This is a genomic window from Actinomadura madurae (assembly GCF_047130825.1).
Lineage (GTDB): Bacteria > Actinomycetota > Actinomycetes > Streptosporangiales > Streptosporangiaceae > Spirillospora > Spirillospora madurae.
The window spans coordinates 5,846,552-5,864,411 of sequence record NZ_CP083237.1; the positions used below are offsets into that span (position 1 = coordinate 5,846,552).

The window sequence follows — 17,860 nt, forward strand, 5'->3', positions numbered from 1 at the left end:
CGGGTCAGCCGGTGAAGCGGTGCGTGGTGCCGCGCTCCCAACCCGGGTCGCCGTCGCGGGCGAAGGACGTCCACACGCGCCGGACCCGGCGGACGAGGCCGGGCGGCAACTCGCCGGCGAGCATGGGCGCGTCCCGCCACGCGGCCGCCGAGCCGAGGACGAACGGCAGCTCGATGCAGTGGCAGGCGCCGAACGGGCCGTGCTCCGGGCGCCAGTCGAAGCCGTACAGCCAGGGTGCGGCACCGCCGCCGGCGAGTGCCTCCGCCAGGCGCTGGGCCGGCTCGACGAACATCTCGGCGGTCACCCGCTCGGCCGCCTCCGGGTCGTCGGCGAAGAACGCCGCGGCCTCGTCCCGGGTCGTCCCCATCATGAGCCGGACCCCGTCGGCGGCCCTCGCCGCGGTCGCGGCGAGCGGATCGGGTGCCACCAGCTCGCCGTCGGCGACCAGCTGGAACGGGGGCACCGGGCTGTGCGGGGCGGCAGTGGCGCGGGCCACCGCCCCCTGTGCGGCCAGCAGATCGGCCACCGGAACGTCGACGAGCCGGGACGCCTGATCGGGTTCCAGGCCGAGCGCGTCCAGCAGCAGGTGGCCGACGCGTTCGGCGTCGTCCGGCCGGGCCGGAGCCATGCCCGCGGGCGCGCTCTGCAGGATCGCGCGACCGAAGAGTCCCCGGGCGTGCCCGCCGGACAGCAGGGCCAGGATCGACTGGGCGCCCGCCGACTGCCCGGCAACGGTGACGTTGCCCGGGTCGCCTCCGAAACCGGAGATGTTGTGGCGCACCCAGGTCAGCGCGGCGAGCTGGTCGCGAAGCCCGAGGTTGCCGCCGGCCACGCCGGACAGGCGCAGGAACCCCAGGACACCGAGCCGGTAGCCGACCGTCACCACGACCACGTCGCCGGCCGCGGCCAGTTCGGCGCCGTCGTACCAGGGCAGGCCGCCCGAACCGCTGGTGAAGCCGCCGCCATGAAGGAAGATCAGGACCGGATGCCCGTCCCCCGGTGGCCGCCACACGTTCAGCGACAGGCACCGCTCGTCCTGCGGGACGTCGAAGCCGCCCATCACGCGCTCCAGGCGGGACGGCGGTTGCGGTGCGGCGGGGCCGGGCGCGGAGGCGTCCCGCACGCCCGCCCACGGCCGGACGGGACGGGGCGCGGCGAACCGGCCGGCCTCCGCGTAGGGGATGCCGAGGTAGGCGGTGACCGGGCCGGCGGCGACGCCGCGCACCCGGCCCGCCACGGTCTCGGCGATCATGAGGCGGTGAAGATCAGGGCGGCGCCGTGCGCGTCCCGGGCGGACACGGCGAAGCCGTCGCCGGCCGGCCTGGTCCCGGTGCCGCCGTCCTCGATCAGCGCGCGGGCGGCGTCCGCGTCGTCGACCCGGATGGTCATGGCGGCCAGGTAGGACGGGGCCGGGACGGGTTCGCCGGGCAGCACCTCCCCGGCGTCGGACGCCCGGAGGATCTCCAGCCGCCCGTCCGCCAGGTCCAGCACCGTGAGCGGGCCCTGCCGCCGCGGCGTGCACGCCAGCACGTCCGCGTACCGGGCGGTGATCGGCTCGTGCGCGGAGTCGTCCACCACGATCAGCACCGCCTCCAGGGCGCGCGCCCCGTTGGCGTGGGCGAGGTAGCGCGCCTGGTGGACGTACTCGCGGTCGAGGTGCTGCGCGATGCCGACGTACGCCTCGGGGGTCGAGCGCGGGTCCAGGTGCACGGCGCGGGCGCGCAGGGTGCGGGTCCCGTCCGCGGTGTCGACGTCGCGTTCCAGGTCGAGGACGCCGGAGGTGCGCAGGCCGAGCCCGGTCAGCCTTCCGTCGGTGGCCTCGGCGTCGGCGGTGTCGAAGTTCAGCAGCCGGAAGCCCTCGTACTCGTCCGCGATCGCCTTGGTGCGCCAGGGGTCGGGCGCCGACTCGTCCACGATGCCGAGCAGTTCGATGTAGGCGTTGCCGAACAGCGCGCACCGGTTGGCCGTGCACCCGGGCACCGGCGGCTCGCCGGGCCGCTCGTTGAGCAGGTGCCGGGATCGGGGGCTCAGGGTGAAGCCGAACCCTGTGTAAGTGCGCTCCAGGGCGTCGAGGTCGCGGGTCAGGATGCCGGTGTGATGGAAACCATGGATGTCGCTGGTCATGGCACCGATGGTGGGGTGCCCGGCCCGGCCCGGTCCCGTCCGACGGCCGGAGACGCCGGGATCCGACATCGAAATACCATCATCGGGTGGATTCGGTCACGCTGGACCCGCTCGACCTGCGGCTGCTGCACGCGCTGCATCTCGACGGCCGGGCGCCCTTCGCCAGGATCGCCGAGGTGCTCGGCGTCTCCGACCGCACGGTGGCCCGCCGCTTCGCGCGGCTGCGCGCCACCGGAACCGCCCGTGTCACCGCGAACGTCAGCAGCCGGGACATCGGCCTCGCCGAGTGGCTGGTGCGGTTGCGCGTGCGGCCCGCCGGTGCCGCCGCGCTGGCCGGGGCCCTGGCGCGGCGTCCGGACACCTGCTGGGTCACCGTCCTGACGAGCGGCACGGAGATCGCCTGCGTCCTGCGCGCCCCGGCGGGGCGTCCCGCCCCGCTGGCGCCGCTCGCCCGGCACCCGCACGTCCTCGCGGTGGACGCCCACCGGTTGCTCCGCCATCTGATGGACCACCGCTGGTCGGGCCGGACGTCCGCCCTCGACGGGGACCAGATCGCCGCGCTCCGGCCGCCGGTCTCCGGCGCGGCGGCGCCGGCCGCGCCGACCGACCTCGACCGGCGGCTGCTGCCGTCCCTGGCCGCGGACGGCCGTGCCGCCTATCCGCGCCTCGCCCGCCAGACCGGCTGGTCGGAGTCGGCGGTCCGCCGCCGGCTGGACGAACTGCGTCGCTCCCGGACGGTCCGGTTCGACGTCGAGGTCGACCCGGCGGTGCTGGGCTACACCGTCCAGTGCCTGCTGTGGCTGGCCGTCAGCCCGTCCCGGCTCGCGGACGTCGCCCGCTCCCTCGCCGCCGATCCGGAGGCCGCGTTCGTCGGCGCGATCACCGGGACGCACAACCTGCTGGCCATCGCCGTCTGCCGCGACGAGAACGCCCTGTTCACGTACCTGAGCGACCGGCTCGGGGCCCTGGAGGGCATCGATCACGTCGAGACCGCCGTGGTCACCGGCTACACCAAGCGCGTGGCCCCGCCGCACTGACGGCACCGCCTCCCGGGAAAGTGGGTATGCCTGGTTCGCGGGGACTGTCGTGGATTTGGGGGCGGTTATGCCGATTCAGGTTGGCGGCATCGAATTCCATGCGGGGCCAGCGGTGCTCGGCGGGCCCGACGACCTGGACGCCGTCATCCGGGACTTCGTCGCGGGCGCCCGCCGCACGCTGCGCGTGGCGGTGCAGGAGCTGGACTCCCGCTCGATCGCCGAGGCCCTCCTGGCGGCGCGGGCGTCCGGGGTGCGCGTCCAGATCATCCTGGAGGGCGACTACCTGCGGGAGGAGCGTCCGGCCGCGGACCCCTGGGCGGCGGCCGGGGCCAACGAGGAGAACCGGCTCATCCACGCCGCGCTGCTGCGCGCGGGCGTGGACCTCGTCACCGACCTCAACCCGGCGATCTTCCACCAGAAGTTCATCGTCCGGGACGCCGGCGAGCCGACGGCGGCGGTGCTGACCGGCTCGGCGAACTTCACCCTCACCGACACCGGCACGAACCCGCCCGGCGGGCGCGGGAAGGCGGGCAACAACCTCAATCACGTCCTGGTCCTGCGGGGGCGGCGCGCCGCCGATCTGTACCTCGCCGAGTTCCTCCGGATGCGCTCGGGGACGTTCGGAGCCCTGCACGAACGCGTGGAGCCGACGCCGGCGGAGTTCCGGCTCGGCCGGGTCCGGGTCAAGCCGCTGTTCGCGCCCCGGCACGGACCCGAGATGGAGATCATGAAGCAGATGCTCAAGGCCGCCGCGAGCGTCGACTTCGCGATGTTCACCTTCGCCCGGTCCTCGGGCATCGACGACACGATGATCCGCCTCGCGCCGTCGCTCTCCCGCCTCCGCGGCGTCCTCGACAACGGTCAGGGCGCCCAGGCGTGGGCCGCCACCGACCCGCTGAGGGCCGCCGGGGTGGAGCTGTTCGCCAACAAGCCGGGCACGGGCGTGCGGAAGGTGCACCACAAGCTGATGGTCATCGACGAGCGGCTGGTGATCGCCGGCAGCTTCAACTACACCGCCCCGGCCACCACGCTGAACGACGAGAACATCATCGTCATCGGCGACCTTGAGGAGACGCGCGAGGACGCCGAGGCCGCCCAGCGCGAGATCGCGTCGTACGCGCTCCAGGAGATCTCCCGCATCATCACCGACCTCTCCCGTCCGGTCTGACCATGGGAGGTCACGTGTGGTCCGCCGGCGAGGCCTACGAGAGGTACATCGGCCGATGGAGCCGCCGGATCGCGGAGGCGTTCGTGCCCTGGCTGGGCGTCCCGCCGGGCCGGCGATGGCTGGACGTCGGCTGCGGCACCGGCGTGCTGACGGCCACCGTGCTGGCGATGGCCGATCCGCTCCAGGTCGTCGGCGTGGACCCCTCCGAAGGCTTCCTGCACCGCGCGCGGGAGCGCGTGGATGATGAGCGGGCGGTCTTCCACCTCGGTGACGCGCAGGCGCTGCCGGTGGCCGATCGGAGCGTCGACGCCGTGGTCAGCGGGCTGGCGCTCAACTTCGTCCCCGACCCGGAGCGCGCTGTCGCCGAGTTCGCCCGGGTCGCGAGCCCGGGCGGTGTGGTCGCGGCGTACGTGTGGGACTACGCCGGCGGCATGGCGATGCTGCGCCACTTCTGGGACGCCGCCGCGGACCTGGACCCCGAGGCGGCCGGCCTGGACGAGGGCCGCCGCTTCCCGATGTGCCTCCCCGAGCCGCTGGCCCGCCTCTGGGCGGACGCCGGGCTGACCAGGGTCACCGTCCAGGCGATCGAGGTGCCGACCGCGTTCCCCGACTTCGACCACTACTGGGAGCCGTTCCTGGGCGGCCAGGGCCCGGCCCCCGGATACGTCGCGTCCCTGAGCGAGGAGCGGCGGCGCACGCTGCGCGAGCACCTGCGGGAACGCCTCCCCCTCGCCCCGGACGGTTCCCTCACCCTCCCCGCGACGGCATGGGCGATCAAGGGCACGGCCCTCTAGGACCCCAGGTAGTCACGGGTGTACTCGAGCATGTCGTGTACCTGCTCGGCGACCCGGCGGGGGCAGAGCTCGCCGCGCTCGTCCGGCACCCCGGGGCGGGGCGGGGCGGCGAGCTTGACGCGCCGATGGCCTTCGCCGTGCGGGCAGGACGTCTCGCGCGGTGCGCGGTCGACGGTCGCCAGCGCCTCCCGGTAGAGCCCGACGATGCCGGGTGCCGTGGAGCTCCAGTAGCAGTGCTTGGCGAGCAGGCATACCGCGATCGCCAGGCGGGGCCGTTCGGCCTCGGGAGCACCGGCGAGCAGCCGCCGTGCCGACCAGATCGCCGCGTTCTGCGCCTGCGGGTCGACCTGGCTGTACCGCTGCCGTTCCAGGTCGCCGATCAGGGGGTCGAACGCGGTGCGGCCGTCGGCGGTGAGGTAACGGGCGTCGAGGTGCTCGGTCTCGGGAGCGGCGAACCGTTCGCTGAGGGTCGACCGCAGCGTGGAGGCCGTGTCGGTGGCCAGGGGCGCGAGGTGACCCGGGCATGCGGCGGCCTCGACGGTCTCCCGGTCGTCCGAGCCGCCGATCATCTCGATCAGGGCGGCCATCCCCTCCGGGTCGGAGGCGTCGGCGAGATCGGGATGCTCGTGCCCGCCGGCGCAGCCCGCGGCGGTGAGCGCCGCCTCGGCGCGCTCGGCCGCCTCGGCCAGTGCCGTGACCAGTCCGCGGTCGTTGATCTTCCAGTGCACGAACCAGCGGCTCGCCCACAGCGCCGCCAGCATGGCGCGGCCGTGCGGGCCCGCGGGGTCGGCGCTCACCTCATCGCCGATCCGCCCGAGCAGCTCGGGCGGGTCGGCGTAGGGGTAGCCGTGCGCCATGGAGGCGATCTCGCCTGCCAGGCCCGGGTAGTCGGCGGTGTCCATCAGGGGCTCCGGTTCGTCGCGACGGTGATTCGATCTTGAGACGGACCGGACGGGCACCGGGTTTCGCCCGGCGGCCCGGCGCCGGGCGGCGGGGCCCAAACGGTGGGCACGGTTGGCTCAAGGGGGCGCCAAATGGGACGCGGTCACGGTTTGCACATAGTGCGACAAAGGGGATCTTTCGGCATAGGCGAGCGACGTGATCCGGGCCCGACGAGGGAGGTCTCATGACGACCAGGATGGCGCACGGCACGGGCACGGCCGGGACCCACAGGGAGGTCCGGACGTCCGGGTGGCTGACGTTCGCCGGCACGCTGGCGTTCGTGGTGGGCGCGTTCAATGTCATCGACGGCCTGGTGGCCCTGTTCAACGACGACTACTACCTCGTCGGCGACAACCGGATCCTGGTGTTCGACTACACCGCGTGGGGCTGGTTCTGGCTGGTCCTGGGGATCATCCAGATGGCCGTCGGCGCCGCGATCCTGTCCGGGAAGATGTGGGCCCGCGCCACGGGGGTCTTCTTCGCCGTTCTCGCCGCCATCGGGCACCTGGCGTTCCTGCAGGCGTTCCCGCTCTGGTCGGTGCTGACGATCGCGCTGTGCGTCCTGCTGATCTACGCGCTCACCGCGCCCCCGGCCGGGGCGAAGGGCGCCTGACCCGGGTCAGCCGCCCGGCGATCGGAGGTCGGCCGGTGTCGCGGGACGGAACCGGACCGCCTGGCCGCCGCTGCGCGCCAGGACGGCGGTGAAGGTGCCGTCGCGGGTGACGAGAGAGCGGGTGACGTCCAGCTTCTCCGGTGCGGTCGCGTAGTCGGTCCCGCGCGCGTCGGTGTAGGCCTCGGCGACCCAGGTGCCCTTGCCGAGGAACGAGAGCGGGTAGCGCAGGGTCCGCGCGCGGTCGCCGGTCATCGCGCCGACGTACCAGTCGGCGCCCGAGCGGCGCGCGGTGACGAGGTGGTCGCCGACCTCGGCCGACAGCACCTTCGTCTCGTCCCAGGTGGCCGGCACGTCCTCGATGAACGCGAGGCCGGGCGACCTGGCGTAGTGCTCGGGGAGGTCGGCGGCCATCTGGGCGCCGGAAGAGTAGGTCACGTAGTAGGCGAGCTGCTTGGCGAGCGTGGTGTGGACGCGGCGGCCCGCCTTCCGCGGATCCCAGCGGACGTCCACGATCCCGGGCGTGTAGTCCATCGGGCCGGAGAGCATGCGGGTGAACGGCAGGATCAGCGTGTGCTCCGGGGAGTTGCCCCCGCTGAAGGCGTCCCATTCCTGGCCGCGGACGGCCTCGCGGGCGAGCGCGTTGGGATAGGTGCGGGTCTCCCCCGTCCCGTGGACGCACTCGTGGCAGATGACGTTGATGCGGTGCCGCGCGGCCGTCTCCAGGACGAGGCGGAAGTGGTTCACCATGCGCTGGTCGTAGTGGTGGTGGCCGGGGATCTTCCCGACGTAGCCGGTCTTGAGGTAGTGGATCCCCAGCCGCTCGTAGAGCGCGAACGCCGCGTCGAGCTGCCTCTCGTAGTTGTCGACGCCGGAGCCCGTCTCGTTGTGGGCGATGAACTCGACGCCCTTGCTCTTGCCGTAGGCGACGACCCCGGGGAGGTCGAAGTCCGGTGTGGCGGCGGTGAAGTCCTGGTCGGCCCAGGAGCCCTCCCAGCCGCGGTTCCAGCCCTCGGCGAGCAGGCCGCCGATGCCGTGCGCGGCGGCGAAGTCGATGTACTGCCTGGCGCGGGCGGTGGTCGCGCCGTGCCACCGGCCGGTCTTCCATGTCGCCTTGCGGTGCTGGATCAGCCACCAGATGCCGACGTACTTGGTCGGCCTGATCCATGAGGTGTCGGCGCCGCAGATCGCGCAGGGCGGGTTGAGGTTCTCCAGGAGGTGGGACTCGATGAGCCCGCCGGCGTCGGGGGTGACGGTCAGCGCCCGCCACGGGGTGGCGCGGCCCGTCCGGGTGACGACCGCGGCCGTCCTGCCCGGGGTCGGCACGAGCGCGGCGCGCAGCCGTCCCGACTCCGGGACGACGGTCATCGCGGCGTAGTCGTTCAGGTCCGCCTCGTGGATCGACAGGTACGGCCCGGCCCCGTACCGGAACGTCACCGGCGTGTTGCCGGGCCCCATCGCGCTGTAGGCGGACGACCGCCAGGTCTTCTCGTCGGAGTCGAAGTCGCGCGGCGTCCACCAGGCCGCCGGGTCGCCGGCGAGGGCGAACTCGGTGGCCTCGTCCACGATCTCCAGGGACCGCAGCCCGGCCTGCGCGGGCACCTCGTAGCGGAAGGCCACCCCGTCGTCGTAGGCGCGGGCGATGACGTTGAAGACCCTGCCGTCCGCCTGCCGGAGCCGGACGGTCAGCTCGCGGTAGCGGTCGCGGACGGCGGCGTCGCCGCCCCACAGCGGCCGCCACGTGCGGTCGCCGGACGTCCTGCGGATGCTCGTGATCCGGACGTTCCCGCCCAGCGTGGAACCGTCGGTGAGCCGCAGGCCGAGGGCCGACGGCCGGACGAGCACGGCGCCGGCCCGCTCGACGGAGTAGCGCAGGAGCCCGCCGTCGGCGGACACCGTCAGGGACAGCGCGCCGTCCGGTGACGTCACGGCGGGCTCCATGGGGACCGGCGTGCCCGCGGCGGTCGCCGTCGCCCCGGAGAGCAGCGCGAGGGACACGACCGCCGCGGCGGCTCGCAGCGCGCGGCGCGCGGATCCCGGTATCACCATGGTGATCCACATGCTGCCCGCTTTGACCATGTTTCGGCGACCCCCGGCGACCTGCACATACCCGGCCCGTGTACGGGCAGTAGTCGGTCGTGACGCCGGCGTGGACCCCGCGGCCGTGGAGGCGGGCGCACACCGCTCCCGGAGGCGGGCGCACACCGCTCCCGGAGGCGGGCACGGCGGGGGACGCCGCGCCCGTGTCATCGTGCTGCTGGCCTGCGTGCTCGCGCTGAACGCGGCCGACACGGGGGTGATCGGCGCGATCGTCCAGGAGCTGCGGCACTCGCTGCACATCGGCAACACGCAGGTCGGGGTCCTGACCGCCGCCCCCGCGGCGATCGGCGCGGTCGCGACGGTGCCGGTCGGGCAGCTGACGGACCGGGTGCCGCGGATCCCGCTGCTGGCGGGCAGCGTGCTGCTGTGGAGCCTCGCGATGGTCGTCGGCGGGCTCGCCGAGTCCTACGGGTGGCTGCTGGCGTCCAGGGTGGCGCTCGGGGCGGTCACCGCGACGGCCGGGCCGACCGTCGCGTCGCTGATCGGGGACCTGTTCCCGCCCGAGGAGCGGGCCGCGACGTACGGCCGGATCCTGGCCGGTGAACTGGTCGGGGTCGGGTTCGGGCTGCTCGCGGGCGGGAACATCGCGGCGTTCGTCAGCTGGCGGGTCGCGTTCTGGTTCGTCGCCGGGCTGGGCCTCGTCCTCGCGGTGCTGCTGTGGCGGATGCTGCCCGAGCCGCGGCGGGGCGCGCAGCAGACCGCCGGCCGGGGCGAGGAGCTCGCCCAGCGGCAGGTGCACGAGGCGGGGGTGGAGCCGAACCCGGAGGCCGTCCTCGACGCCGACCCCGCCGCGATGAGCCTGCCGGACGCCGCGCGGCACGTCCTGCGGATCCGCACCAACGTGATCATCATCGTGGCGTCCGCGATCGGCTACTTCTTCTTCGCCGGGCTGCGCACGTTCGCGATGGTCTTCGTGCAGGAGCGGTACGGGGTCGGCCGGGGCGAGCTGTCGGCGTTCGTCCCGGTCATCGGGCTGGCGGGGCTGGCGGGCGTGCTCGCGGGCGGGCGGCTCGCGGACCGGCTCGTCCGGCGCGGCGTGCTCGCCGCCCGCGTCAACGTGCCGGGGGTGGCGTTCGCGGCGTCGGCGCTGCTGTTCCTGCCCGGCCTGCTCACCACCGAGGCGCTGGTCGCGCTGCCGCTGTTCACGCTCGCCGCCGCCGCGCTCGCCGCCGCGAACCCGCCGCTGGACGCGATCCGGCTGGACGTCGTCCACTACCGGCTGTGGGGCCGCGCGGAGGCCATCCGGACGATCGTGCGGATGGCCGCGGAGGCCGCGGCGCCGGTGCTGTTCGGGTGGCTGTCGGGCCTGCTCGACTCGGGCCGCGGCTCGGCGGACGGCCTCGACCAGGTGTTCCTCCTGGCGTTGGTGCCATTGCTGGTCAACGGGCTGCTGCTGCTCAGGGCGCGGCACACCTACCCCCGGGACGTGGCGTCGGCCCTGGAGTCCGAGCGCCGCTTCGCCGACGGGCAGTGATCTCCGGCGGCTCTCAGCGGACGCTCATGGAGTTTTGAGACTCGTCGGATAGACCGGCACGCATGAGCTTCACTCGCCGCCGTTTCCTGCTGTCGGGCCTGGTCGGAGGGGCTGCGCTCGTCAGCGGCGCCGCGGCCCGCCGTCCACCGGACGCCCCGGAGACGCGGGACGCCTTCGGTGAAGGGGACTACCTCACCCTGCCGGGCGTCCGGCCGCCGAACCTGCGCGCGCGGCGCCTCGGCCGGACGGCGGAGGGCCTGCTGTTCCTCGCGCCCTTCCGGGGAACGGGCACCGCCGACGCGCTGATCGTCGACGACACCGGCGAGCCGGTGTGGATCCACCGGTCGGACCGGCTCATCACCGACGTCCGGGTGCAGAGCCACGGCGGCCGGCCGGTGCTGACCTACTGGGAGGGCGACCGGAAGGAGGGCGGGCACGGGGAGGGCGTCGGCGTCGTCCTCGGTCAGGACTACCGGCGCGTCGCCGAGGTGCACGCCGGCGAGGGCGTCCGCGGCGACCTGCACGAGTTCACGCTCACCGACCGGGGGACGGCGCTGGTCATCGCGTACCCGGAGGTCACCGCCGACCTGCGGCCGATCGGCGGCCCGGGCAGGGGACGCGTCCTCGACGGCCGGGTCCAGGAGATCGACGTCGCCACCGGCCGGATCCTGCTCGACTGGAGCGCCCTCGACCACCTCGACATCACCGAGACCCGCACCGCCCTGCCCGAGAAGGGCGGCGACGCGTTCGACCCGATCCACATCAACTCGGTCCAGGACGACGGGGACGCCCTGCTGGTGTCCGCCCGCAACACCTGCGCCCTCTACCGCATCGACCGCCGGACCGGCGCCGTCCGGTGGCGGCTCGGCGGCCGGCGCGGCGACTTCGCGTTCGGGAAGGGCGCCGCGTTCGCGTGGCAGCACGACGCCCGCCGCCGCCCGGACGGGACGATCACGCTGTTCGACAACCACATCGGCGCCGTGGGCGACGGCCCGTCGCGGGGCCTCGTGCTGGCCGTGGACGAGACCGCCCGCCGCGCGACCCTGGTGCGCGAGTACGCCGACGGGACGACGTACGGGCAGTACATGGGGAACGTCCAGGTCCTGCCCGACGGGAACGCGGTCGTCGGCTGGGGCTCCACCCCGAAGCTGACCGAGTTCGCCGCCGACGGGACGCCCGTCCTGGAGATCACGGGCCTGGGCGACGGCTCCTACCGCTCGTACCGCTCCCCCTGGACGGGACGGCCCGAGGCGCGGCCGGCCGTGGTGGCGCGGCCGCTCGACGCCGGGCGGATGCGGGTGCACGCGAGCTGGAACGGTGCGACGGAGGTGGCGGCGTGGCGCTTCCTCACCGGCGCGACCCGGCTCACCCAGGCCGCGATCGTGAAACGGGCCGGTTTCGAGACCGCCGTCACGCTCCCCCGGGCCGAGAACGCGGCGGCCGAGGCGCTGGCCGCCGACGGCACGGTCCTCGCCCGCTCGCTGTGACCTAGTCGTCGGCCGGTGGGCTGTTCAGGGTGCGGTAGCGGTCGAGGATGCGCTCCAGCTCGCGGCGGTCGCGCTTGGTCGGGCGGCCCGCGCCGCGCTCGCGGCGGCCGACCGGGATGAGCGCCTCGCGCGGCGGCGGGGGCGGGCTCTTGTCGATCAGGCATTCCTGCGCGGCGGGGGCGCCGACCCGCTTGCGGACGATCTTCTGCACGACCACGATCCGCTCCCGCCCGTCATGGCGGAGCCGCACCGTGTCGCCGGGCTTGACCGCGGTGGACGGCTTGGCGCGCTCGTCGTTCACGCGCACGTGGCCCGCCCGGCAGGCGGTCGTCGCCATCGACCGGGTCTTCAGCAGGCGCACGGACCAGATCCACAGATCGACCCGCACGGACCCCTCGTCGCCCATCCGTCCATGATGTCACTTCGGCGCGGGCTCCTGCTGCGAGCCGATCCAGGCGTCGGCGCGCTCCCACTGGTCGTACAGCCAGCCGACCCGCGCGTCCCGGTCGCCGGGCACGTCCCGGGCCGGGACGCGCCACCAGCGGGCGCGCACGACGCCGGTCAGCGGGACGCGCCGCCAGATCTCACCGGCCGTGGACATGCGGTCGAGCCCGCAGTGCGCGACGAACACGACGTCGGCGGACGGGGCGGCGTCGAGCGCGGCCAGCACGCCGCCGGGCCGCGGCGGCATCAGGTGGGGCATCGCGGCGGCGCGGGCGGCCTCGTCCCGGCGCCGCAGCCGGACCAGCCGGCGGATCGCGCGGCGGCGGCGCTCGGGGGTGAAGTTGCCGCCCTCCGGGAAGATCAGCAGCGCGTCGCGGGGGCCGAGGCCGCTCGCGAGGCGGCCGATGTCCTCGACGGCGCCGCCGCCGGGCGTGACGAACACGTTCGGCATCCGGCCCGCGGCGATGTCGATGCACGGGTCCAACTGGAGCTGCGCCTTCATCACCACGCGGGGCCGCCGGCGGTAGTCCGACAGCAGGTGGTGGACGAGGAGCAGCGCGTCCCCCGGCCCGGCGTGCCGGCTGAGGACGATCAGCGGGCGGTCGCCGTCCGGCCCGTCCCAGGAGCCGTCGATCTGGACGCGCAGGCCGAGCTGGCGCTGCGCCATGGAGTACAGGCCCGCGATGTAGCGGCGGATGACGTCGTAGTGCCGCTCGTCGCGGGCACGGCCGCGGAGCCACAGCCATCCGCATTCCACGACGGCGGCGGACTCCCGCGTCCCCCACGCCAGCGCGAACCACAGCAGCCGGCGCGCCCGCCGGCGCTCGCGCCCGATCAGCGACGTCACCAGGTAGGCCGCCGGGAACAGGACGACGACCAGCGCGGTCAGCAGGAACAGCAGCGGCGTGAACACGAGGCGGCGGACGACACGGGGTGGCACCATCTCACGATCGCTCCTTCAGGTACTCCAACGATGCCTGATAGGCGCGTTCGATGTGGGCCTGGATCCCGGAGCCGTTCCGGTAGCGCATCTGGGCGAGGTCGACGCCGGCCCGCCGCGACCGGTTCCCCGCGGGCAGGACGTGCACGGTCAGGCCGTCGGGGAGGGCGGCCATCTCCTCGAAGAACCGGTGCCGGCGCGCGATCTCGAACGCGACCAGGCCGACCTCCCACGGCCGGCGCGGCGGTGCGAGGTCCCGCTCGATCCGCCCGACGTGCAGGACGTAGATGGTGGTGGCGCCGAGCATGACGGCCCGGCCGACCGGGATGCTGTGCACGAGCCCGCCGTCGAAGTAGTGCCGGTCCCCGACCCGGACCGGCGGCAGCAGCCCCGGCGCGGCGCACGAGGCGAGCACCGCGGGGACCAGCGGGCCGCGGGTGAACCAGTGCGCCATCGCGGTCTCGATCCCGGCGGCGACGCACTGGTACGGCACGTCCAGCTCCTCGAACGACGACACGGGGAGCAGCTCGTCCAGCATCCGGCGCAGCGGCTCGCTGGAGTGCAGGTGGGTGCCGGACCGGGCGAGCGTCCACAGCCGGGCCAGGACGCGGGAGCCGAACACCTCGCGGACGGACTCGTCCGACCACAGGCTGGTGAGCCGCTCGACGGCGGTGCCGGGTCCGGCCGCGACGAACACGCCGTTCAGCGCCCCGATCGACGTCCCGACGACCAGGTCGGGCCGGACGCCGGTCTCCTCCAGCGCCCGCAGCATGCCGACCTCGTGCGCGCCGAGCACCCCGCCGCCGCCGAGGACGAACGCCACCCGCGGCTCCCGTTCCACCCGGGCCTCCCTTCACGCGCGCGCTGGAGGCAACCTCACCCGTGGAAACCGGGATAAACGGGCCGGCCGCCCGCACGCGGCGGACGGCCGGCCCTCGGAATCAGTGGCGCCCGATCAGTGGTGTCCGCCGCGGGTCCGCAGGCCGTAGCCGTAGGGGAACAGCGGCTTGTAGTTCCGGTCGCCGACGTTGATCGGCTCCTGGTCCTCACTGCGCGGCCACGTCACCGGCAGCTTCCCGGTGAAGGGGCGCCTGCCGAACAGGACGTCCGCGACGCCCGCGCCCTCGCTGCCGGGCAGCCAGGACATGACGAACGCGTCCGTCTTCGCCAGCTGGTCGGTGACGATCTGCGGGCGTCCCGCGACGTCCAGGACGACGCAGGTCCTGATCGCGGAGCAGACCCTGTCGATGTTGGCCTTGTCGGCGTCGGACAGGTTCAGCGTGTGGCCGTTGCCGACGTCGCCGACGCCCTCGGCGTACGGCTTCTCGCCGACGACCACGACGCCGACGTCGTTGCCGGCCGTCGGCGCCGACGCGTCCTCGCTGTAGGTGACGCGCGACGAGTTCTGCTTGATGCCGTCGAGGATCGTCGTGCCGGGGATGATGTCGCCGGACGAGCCCTGCCACGTCACCGTCCAGCCGCCCGCCTGGTTGCCGATGTCGTCGGCGTTGGTGCCCGCGACGTAGATCCGCGCGTTCCTCTTCAGCGGGAGGGCCCGCTTGGAGTTCTTGAGCAGGACCTGCGACTTCGCGACCGCCTCGCGGGCGACCGCGCGGTGCGCCGCCGACCCGATCGTCTTGGCGTTGCTGCGGTCGGTGTACGGGTTCTCGAAGAGGCCGAGCTCGAACTTCGCCTTCAGGATGCGGCTGACGGCGTCATCGATGCGCGACATCTTCACGCGCCCGGCCTTCACCTCCGCGAGCAGCGTCTGCACGAACTGCGGGGCGCTGTACGGCTCCATGAACATGTCCATGCCGGCGTTCACGGACGTCCTGACCTGCGTCGGGTAGTCGCCGGGGATCTGGTGGATGGCCTCCCAGTCGCTGATGAGGAAGCCGTCGAACCCGATCTTCCGCTTGAGGACGTCGGTGAGCAGCTCCTTGTGCGCGCTCATCTTCAGCGGGTTGCCGACGCCGTCCTCCTTCCAGTCGACGCTGGAGAACGACGGCATGATGCTGCCGACCCCGTACTTCTTGACCGCGACGGCGTACGGCGCCAGGTTGATCTTCGCGAACGTCCCGCGGTCGGTGACGGTGACGCCCTGGTCGATCGTGTACGTCCCGCTGGTGGACGACCCGAACACCGTGTCCCCGTCGCCCGCGTAGTGCTTGGCCGTCGCCAGCACGTGCCGGTTGGTGGCGAGGTCGCGCTTGTGGCGTCCCTGGAAGCCCTCGATGCCGGTCTCCATCTGGACGACCAGCCGCGGGTCCTCGCCGTAGCTCTCGTAGGCGCGTCCCCACCGCAGGTCGCGGGTGACGCAGACGCACGGCGCGAACACCCACTGGGGCCCGGTCGCCTTGGTCTCGACGGCCGTGATCTGCTCCTCCTTGCGGACGAGCCCGGGATCGCGCGTCGCGCCCATCGCGATGTTGTGCGGGAAGACGGTGGCGCCGACGAGGTTGTTGTGACCGTGCACGGAGTCGATCCCGTAGAGCAGCGGGATCTTCAGGCGGGTCGCGAGCGCCTTGGACTGGTAGGCGTCGACCATGTCGGCCCAGCCCGCGGGGCTGTTGTCGGCGGGCACCGAGCCGCCGCCCGAGAGCACCGAGCCGAGCGCCAACTCGGTGATCTGGTCGCGGTCGCCGTCGATGGCGCCGCGCTCGGCCTGCGTCATCTGGCCGACCTTCTCTTCCAGCGTCATGCGCCCGAGCAGGTCGCTCACCCGCTTGGCGACGGGCAGCCGGGGGTTCAGGTACGCGGCCTGCCGGGGGGCCTCGGCCAGGGCCGGCTGCACCGCGATGGCCGAGGGGAGGGCGGCGATGGTCGCGAAGGCGACCAGTGTCCGCCCGATCCGGGTGGCGATGACACGTCTGTGGGGGTGTCGCAAGTCGTCCCTCCTGGGTCGTCCGAGGACGCCCACGCGGCCCGGCGGGCCGCGTGCGTGACGGGGCGCCGGGGTCATGGCTCGCCCGGACGGCCATGACCCCGGCGCCGCCGGCGTCGTCACCCAGGAACCTCCCCCGCCTCCCGGCTACCTGTCAACAAACCTGCCTATTACAGACCGGACCGTGGCCGGGAACTGTGGAAGAGGGCTTGACGACCACTAAATTCACACGTTGAATCATGGGCCAAACAAAGCCGGTCGGACGGGTGGGCCATGATCGGCCCACCCGTCCGGCCGCCGTGCGGGCACGCGGCGGCCCGTCCGCCCCCACGGATCCGCTGGCCAGACCCGGCCACCCGCGCCCCACCCCCGGGCGGGCACGGAGCGGGCCGGGCAGCCGGTGCGGCCCCGCGGTCAGGTGGCCGGACGGTCGCGGTCGCGCCCGCGCTCGCCGCCGGCGCGCGTGCCGTCGTCGCGGGTGACCTCGATGCGCTCCTTGCGCAGCTCGCCGCGGATCGTCTGCTCGTCCTGCACCTGCTCGGTGCGCAGCCGGACGCGCTCGACCGGCACCGTCTCCTTCGCGATGACCGGGCGCTCCTCGTAGAGGATGATCTCCTGGTCCTCCTCGGCGATGGTCACCTTCGGGTCCGGCCGGCCGGCGGTGATCGGCTCGCGGTCGACCTTGAGCTCCTCGTGCGAGACCGGGATCGTCCGCTCGACCGTCTCCGTCTCGACCCACTTGTGCACCCGGACGCGGCCGGCCTCGTGCCGCTCGGTGCCGATCCGCATCTGCTCCTCGAACCGGGTGATCTCGGTCATCGGGGCCTCGGCGCCCTCGCGCGGCGACTGCGCCGGCATCGCCCGGCCGCCCGGCTGCTGGCCCGTGGTCGACTGGCCCGTGCTCGACTGGCCCGTGGTCGACTGGCCCGTGCTCGACTGGCCCGTGCTCGACTGGCCCGCGGGCTGCTCGGTCGTCCCGCGCCGGCCCTTCTCGGGGTGCACCGCCATCCCGGCGGCGCCCGCCATGCCGGCCGTCCCGGCGGCACCCGCCGGACCGCCCGCGCCCCCGGTCTCGGAAGTGCCCCCGGCCTCGGAAGTACCGGTCTCGGAAGTACCGGCCGTGCCGGCGGCTCCGGCCGCCTTGCCCTCACCGCTCTCGCCACCGGCCATGCGACGGTCACCGGACGCCTCGGACGTGCCCGTCTCGCCACCGGAGCGCCGGCCACCCGGAGGACGGACGCCGTAGTGCCGGTACAGGTCGACGATCTGGGCATGCGACAGGTGTTCGTCGGCGTCGACGTTCGGAGCGCCCTTGATGGTCTCCTTGTCGTACGGAACCTGGAGGGCGTCCTTGCTCTTGCGCGCGCCGGACAGGGGGACGAAGCTCTCGCGCATCCCGAACCACCCGGTGTGGACGGTCACCCACTCCGGCGAGCCGGAGTCGTCGTTGAGGTAGACCTGCTTGATCGTGCCGACCTTCGTCCCGTTCGTGTCGGTCACGCTCATGCCCATCAGTTCCCGCACCTGCGTCTGCGTCTCCACGTTGAGCACCTCCGCTTCCGTGAACGCTCCCGGACGGCGGGGGGCCGGGGGGAGGTGGTGCCCGCCACTCGGTCGCGGTTGTTCTGTTGATCCCGAGTTGCCGGATTACCTCCTGCTTTTCCCTGCACGCCAGCTATAAACGCGTTTACAGGATTATAGGCAACGATTTACCGAATACTTACGCCCACCCCCGAACGATCCCTGTCGACAATTCTCGACAAACAGCCACGACTTCCCCCATTCACGAATGGCATCCCACCCGAGATGGTGATCATTTTAGTCGGCGTCGGTTTTCCTTTCCCCCGCCCGCGCAA

The 17,860-nt window shown here is 73.5% G+C and carries 15 protein-coding genes; 6 read left to right on the top strand and 9 right to left on the bottom strand.

Translation table 11 applies throughout. From position 1 onward, the window contains the following. Positions 1 to 4: 4 nt before the first annotated feature. Together K8Z49_RS26470 and K8Z49_RS26475 are read right to left on the bottom strand one after the other, a co-directional pair. A complete protein-coding gene (locus K8Z49_RS26470) occupies positions 5 to 1,252 on the bottom strand; it encodes a carboxylesterase family protein (protein WP_412515490.1) in 1,248 nt (415 codons plus the stop codon). Next, positions 1,249 to 2,124, bottom strand: coding sequence for a VOC family protein (locus K8Z49_RS26475; protein WP_200871717.1), 876 nt, complete (start codon positions 2,122 to 2,124; stop codon positions 1,249 to 1,251). Before K8Z49_RS26475 ends, K8Z49_RS26470 begins: the two co-directional genes overlap by 4 nt. Before the next feature lie 86 nt (positions 2,125 to 2,210). Here K8Z49_RS26475 and K8Z49_RS26480 point away from each other — a divergent pair, with 86 nt between their 5' ends. The 3 genes from K8Z49_RS26480 (at position 2,211) to K8Z49_RS26490 (ending at position 5,123) form a co-directional block, all read left to right on the top strand. Next, complete coding sequence (locus tag K8Z49_RS26480) at positions 2,211 to 3,161, top strand: Lrp/AsnC family transcriptional regulator (protein ID WP_111830728.1); 951 nt, start codon at positions 2,211 to 2,213, stop codon at positions 3,159 to 3,161. A gap of 67 nt (positions 3,162 to 3,228) precedes the next feature. Then, positions 3,229 to 4,329: a phospholipase D-like domain-containing protein gene (locus K8Z49_RS26485; RefSeq protein ID WP_024934251.1), complete on the top strand. Its 1,101-nt coding sequence runs from the start codon at positions 3,229 to 3,231 to the stop codon at positions 4,327 to 4,329. A gap of 2 nt (positions 4,330 to 4,331) precedes the next feature. Next, positions 4,332 to 5,123, top strand: a complete 792-nt coding sequence (locus K8Z49_RS26490; protein ID WP_412515491.1) for a class I SAM-dependent methyltransferase — start codon at positions 4,332 to 4,334, stop codon at positions 5,121 to 5,123. On the opposite strand, the gene K8Z49_RS26495 is transcribed toward K8Z49_RS26490, so the two are convergent. Beyond that, positions 5,120 to 6,025: a hypothetical protein gene (locus tag K8Z49_RS26495; RefSeq protein ID WP_412515492.1), complete on the bottom strand. Its 906-nt coding sequence runs from the start codon at positions 6,023 to 6,025 to the stop codon at positions 5,120 to 5,122. The genes K8Z49_RS26490 and K8Z49_RS26495 overlap by 4 nt on opposite strands. A 224-nt stretch (positions 6,026 to 6,249) precedes the next feature. Here K8Z49_RS26495 and K8Z49_RS26500 point away from each other — a divergent pair, with 224 nt between their 5' ends. Next, positions 6,250 to 6,678: a DUF7144 family membrane protein gene (locus K8Z49_RS26500; protein ID WP_412515493.1), complete on the top strand. Its 429-nt coding sequence runs from the start codon at positions 6,250 to 6,252 to the stop codon at positions 6,676 to 6,678. 6 nt (positions 6,679 to 6,684) lie between these two features. On the opposite strand, the gene K8Z49_RS26505 is transcribed toward K8Z49_RS26500, so the two are convergent. After that, complete coding sequence (locus K8Z49_RS26505) at positions 6,685 to 8,724, bottom strand: glycoside hydrolase family 97 protein (protein WP_075024144.1); 2,040 nt, start codon at positions 8,722 to 8,724, stop codon at positions 6,685 to 6,687. Between the two features lie 100 nt (positions 8,725 to 8,824). On the opposite strand from K8Z49_RS26505, the gene K8Z49_RS26510 reads away from it, so the two are divergent. Together K8Z49_RS26510 and K8Z49_RS26515 are read left to right on the top strand one after the other, a co-directional pair. Continuing rightward, positions 8,825 to 10,249 carry an MFS transporter gene (locus tag K8Z49_RS26510; protein WP_412515494.1) on the top strand — a complete coding sequence of 475 codons (1,425 nt, stop codon included), beginning with the start codon at positions 8,825 to 8,827 and terminating at the stop codon, positions 10,247 to 10,249. Between the two features lie 62 nt (positions 10,250 to 10,311). After that, on the top strand, positions 10,312 to 11,736 hold the full coding sequence (locus K8Z49_RS26515; RefSeq protein ID WP_412515495.1) for an arylsulfotransferase family protein: 1,425 nt from the start codon (positions 10,312 to 10,314) through the stop codon (positions 11,734 to 11,736). A gap of 1 nt (position 11,737) precedes the next feature. On the opposite strand, the gene K8Z49_RS26520 is transcribed toward K8Z49_RS26515, so the two are convergent. The 5 genes from K8Z49_RS26520 to K8Z49_RS26540 all read right to left on the bottom strand — a co-directional run bounded on the left by K8Z49_RS26520 (position 11,738) and on the right by K8Z49_RS26540 (position 17,546). Continuing rightward, entirely contained in the window at positions 11,738 to 12,142 is a 405-nt protein-coding gene (locus K8Z49_RS26520; protein WP_021591317.1) for an RNA-binding S4 domain-containing protein, read from the bottom strand. Between the two features lie 12 nt (positions 12,143 to 12,154). Next, positions 12,155 to 13,123, bottom strand: a complete 969-nt coding sequence (locus K8Z49_RS26525) for a 1-acyl-sn-glycerol-3-phosphate acyltransferase (protein WP_412515496.1) — start codon at positions 13,121 to 13,123, stop codon at positions 12,155 to 12,157. Position 13,124: 1 nt separating this feature from the next. Next, positions 13,125 to 13,961 carry a patatin-like phospholipase family protein gene (locus tag K8Z49_RS26530; protein ID WP_021591319.1) on the bottom strand — a complete coding sequence of 279 codons (837 nt, stop codon included), beginning with the start codon at positions 13,959 to 13,961 and terminating at the stop codon, positions 13,125 to 13,127. A 114-nt stretch (positions 13,962 to 14,075) separates the two neighbouring features. Beyond that, on the bottom strand, positions 14,076 to 16,007 hold the full coding sequence (locus K8Z49_RS26535) for a glycoside hydrolase family 3 protein (RefSeq protein WP_412515497.1): 1,932 nt from the start codon (positions 16,005 to 16,007) through the stop codon (positions 14,076 to 14,078). Positions 16,008 to 16,418: 411 nt separating this feature from the next. Then, a complete protein-coding gene (locus tag K8Z49_RS26540; RefSeq protein WP_412515498.1) occupies positions 16,419 to 17,546 on the bottom strand; it encodes a DUF2382 domain-containing protein in 1,128 nt (375 codons plus the stop codon). Positions 17,547 to 17,860: the final 314 nt, after the last annotated feature.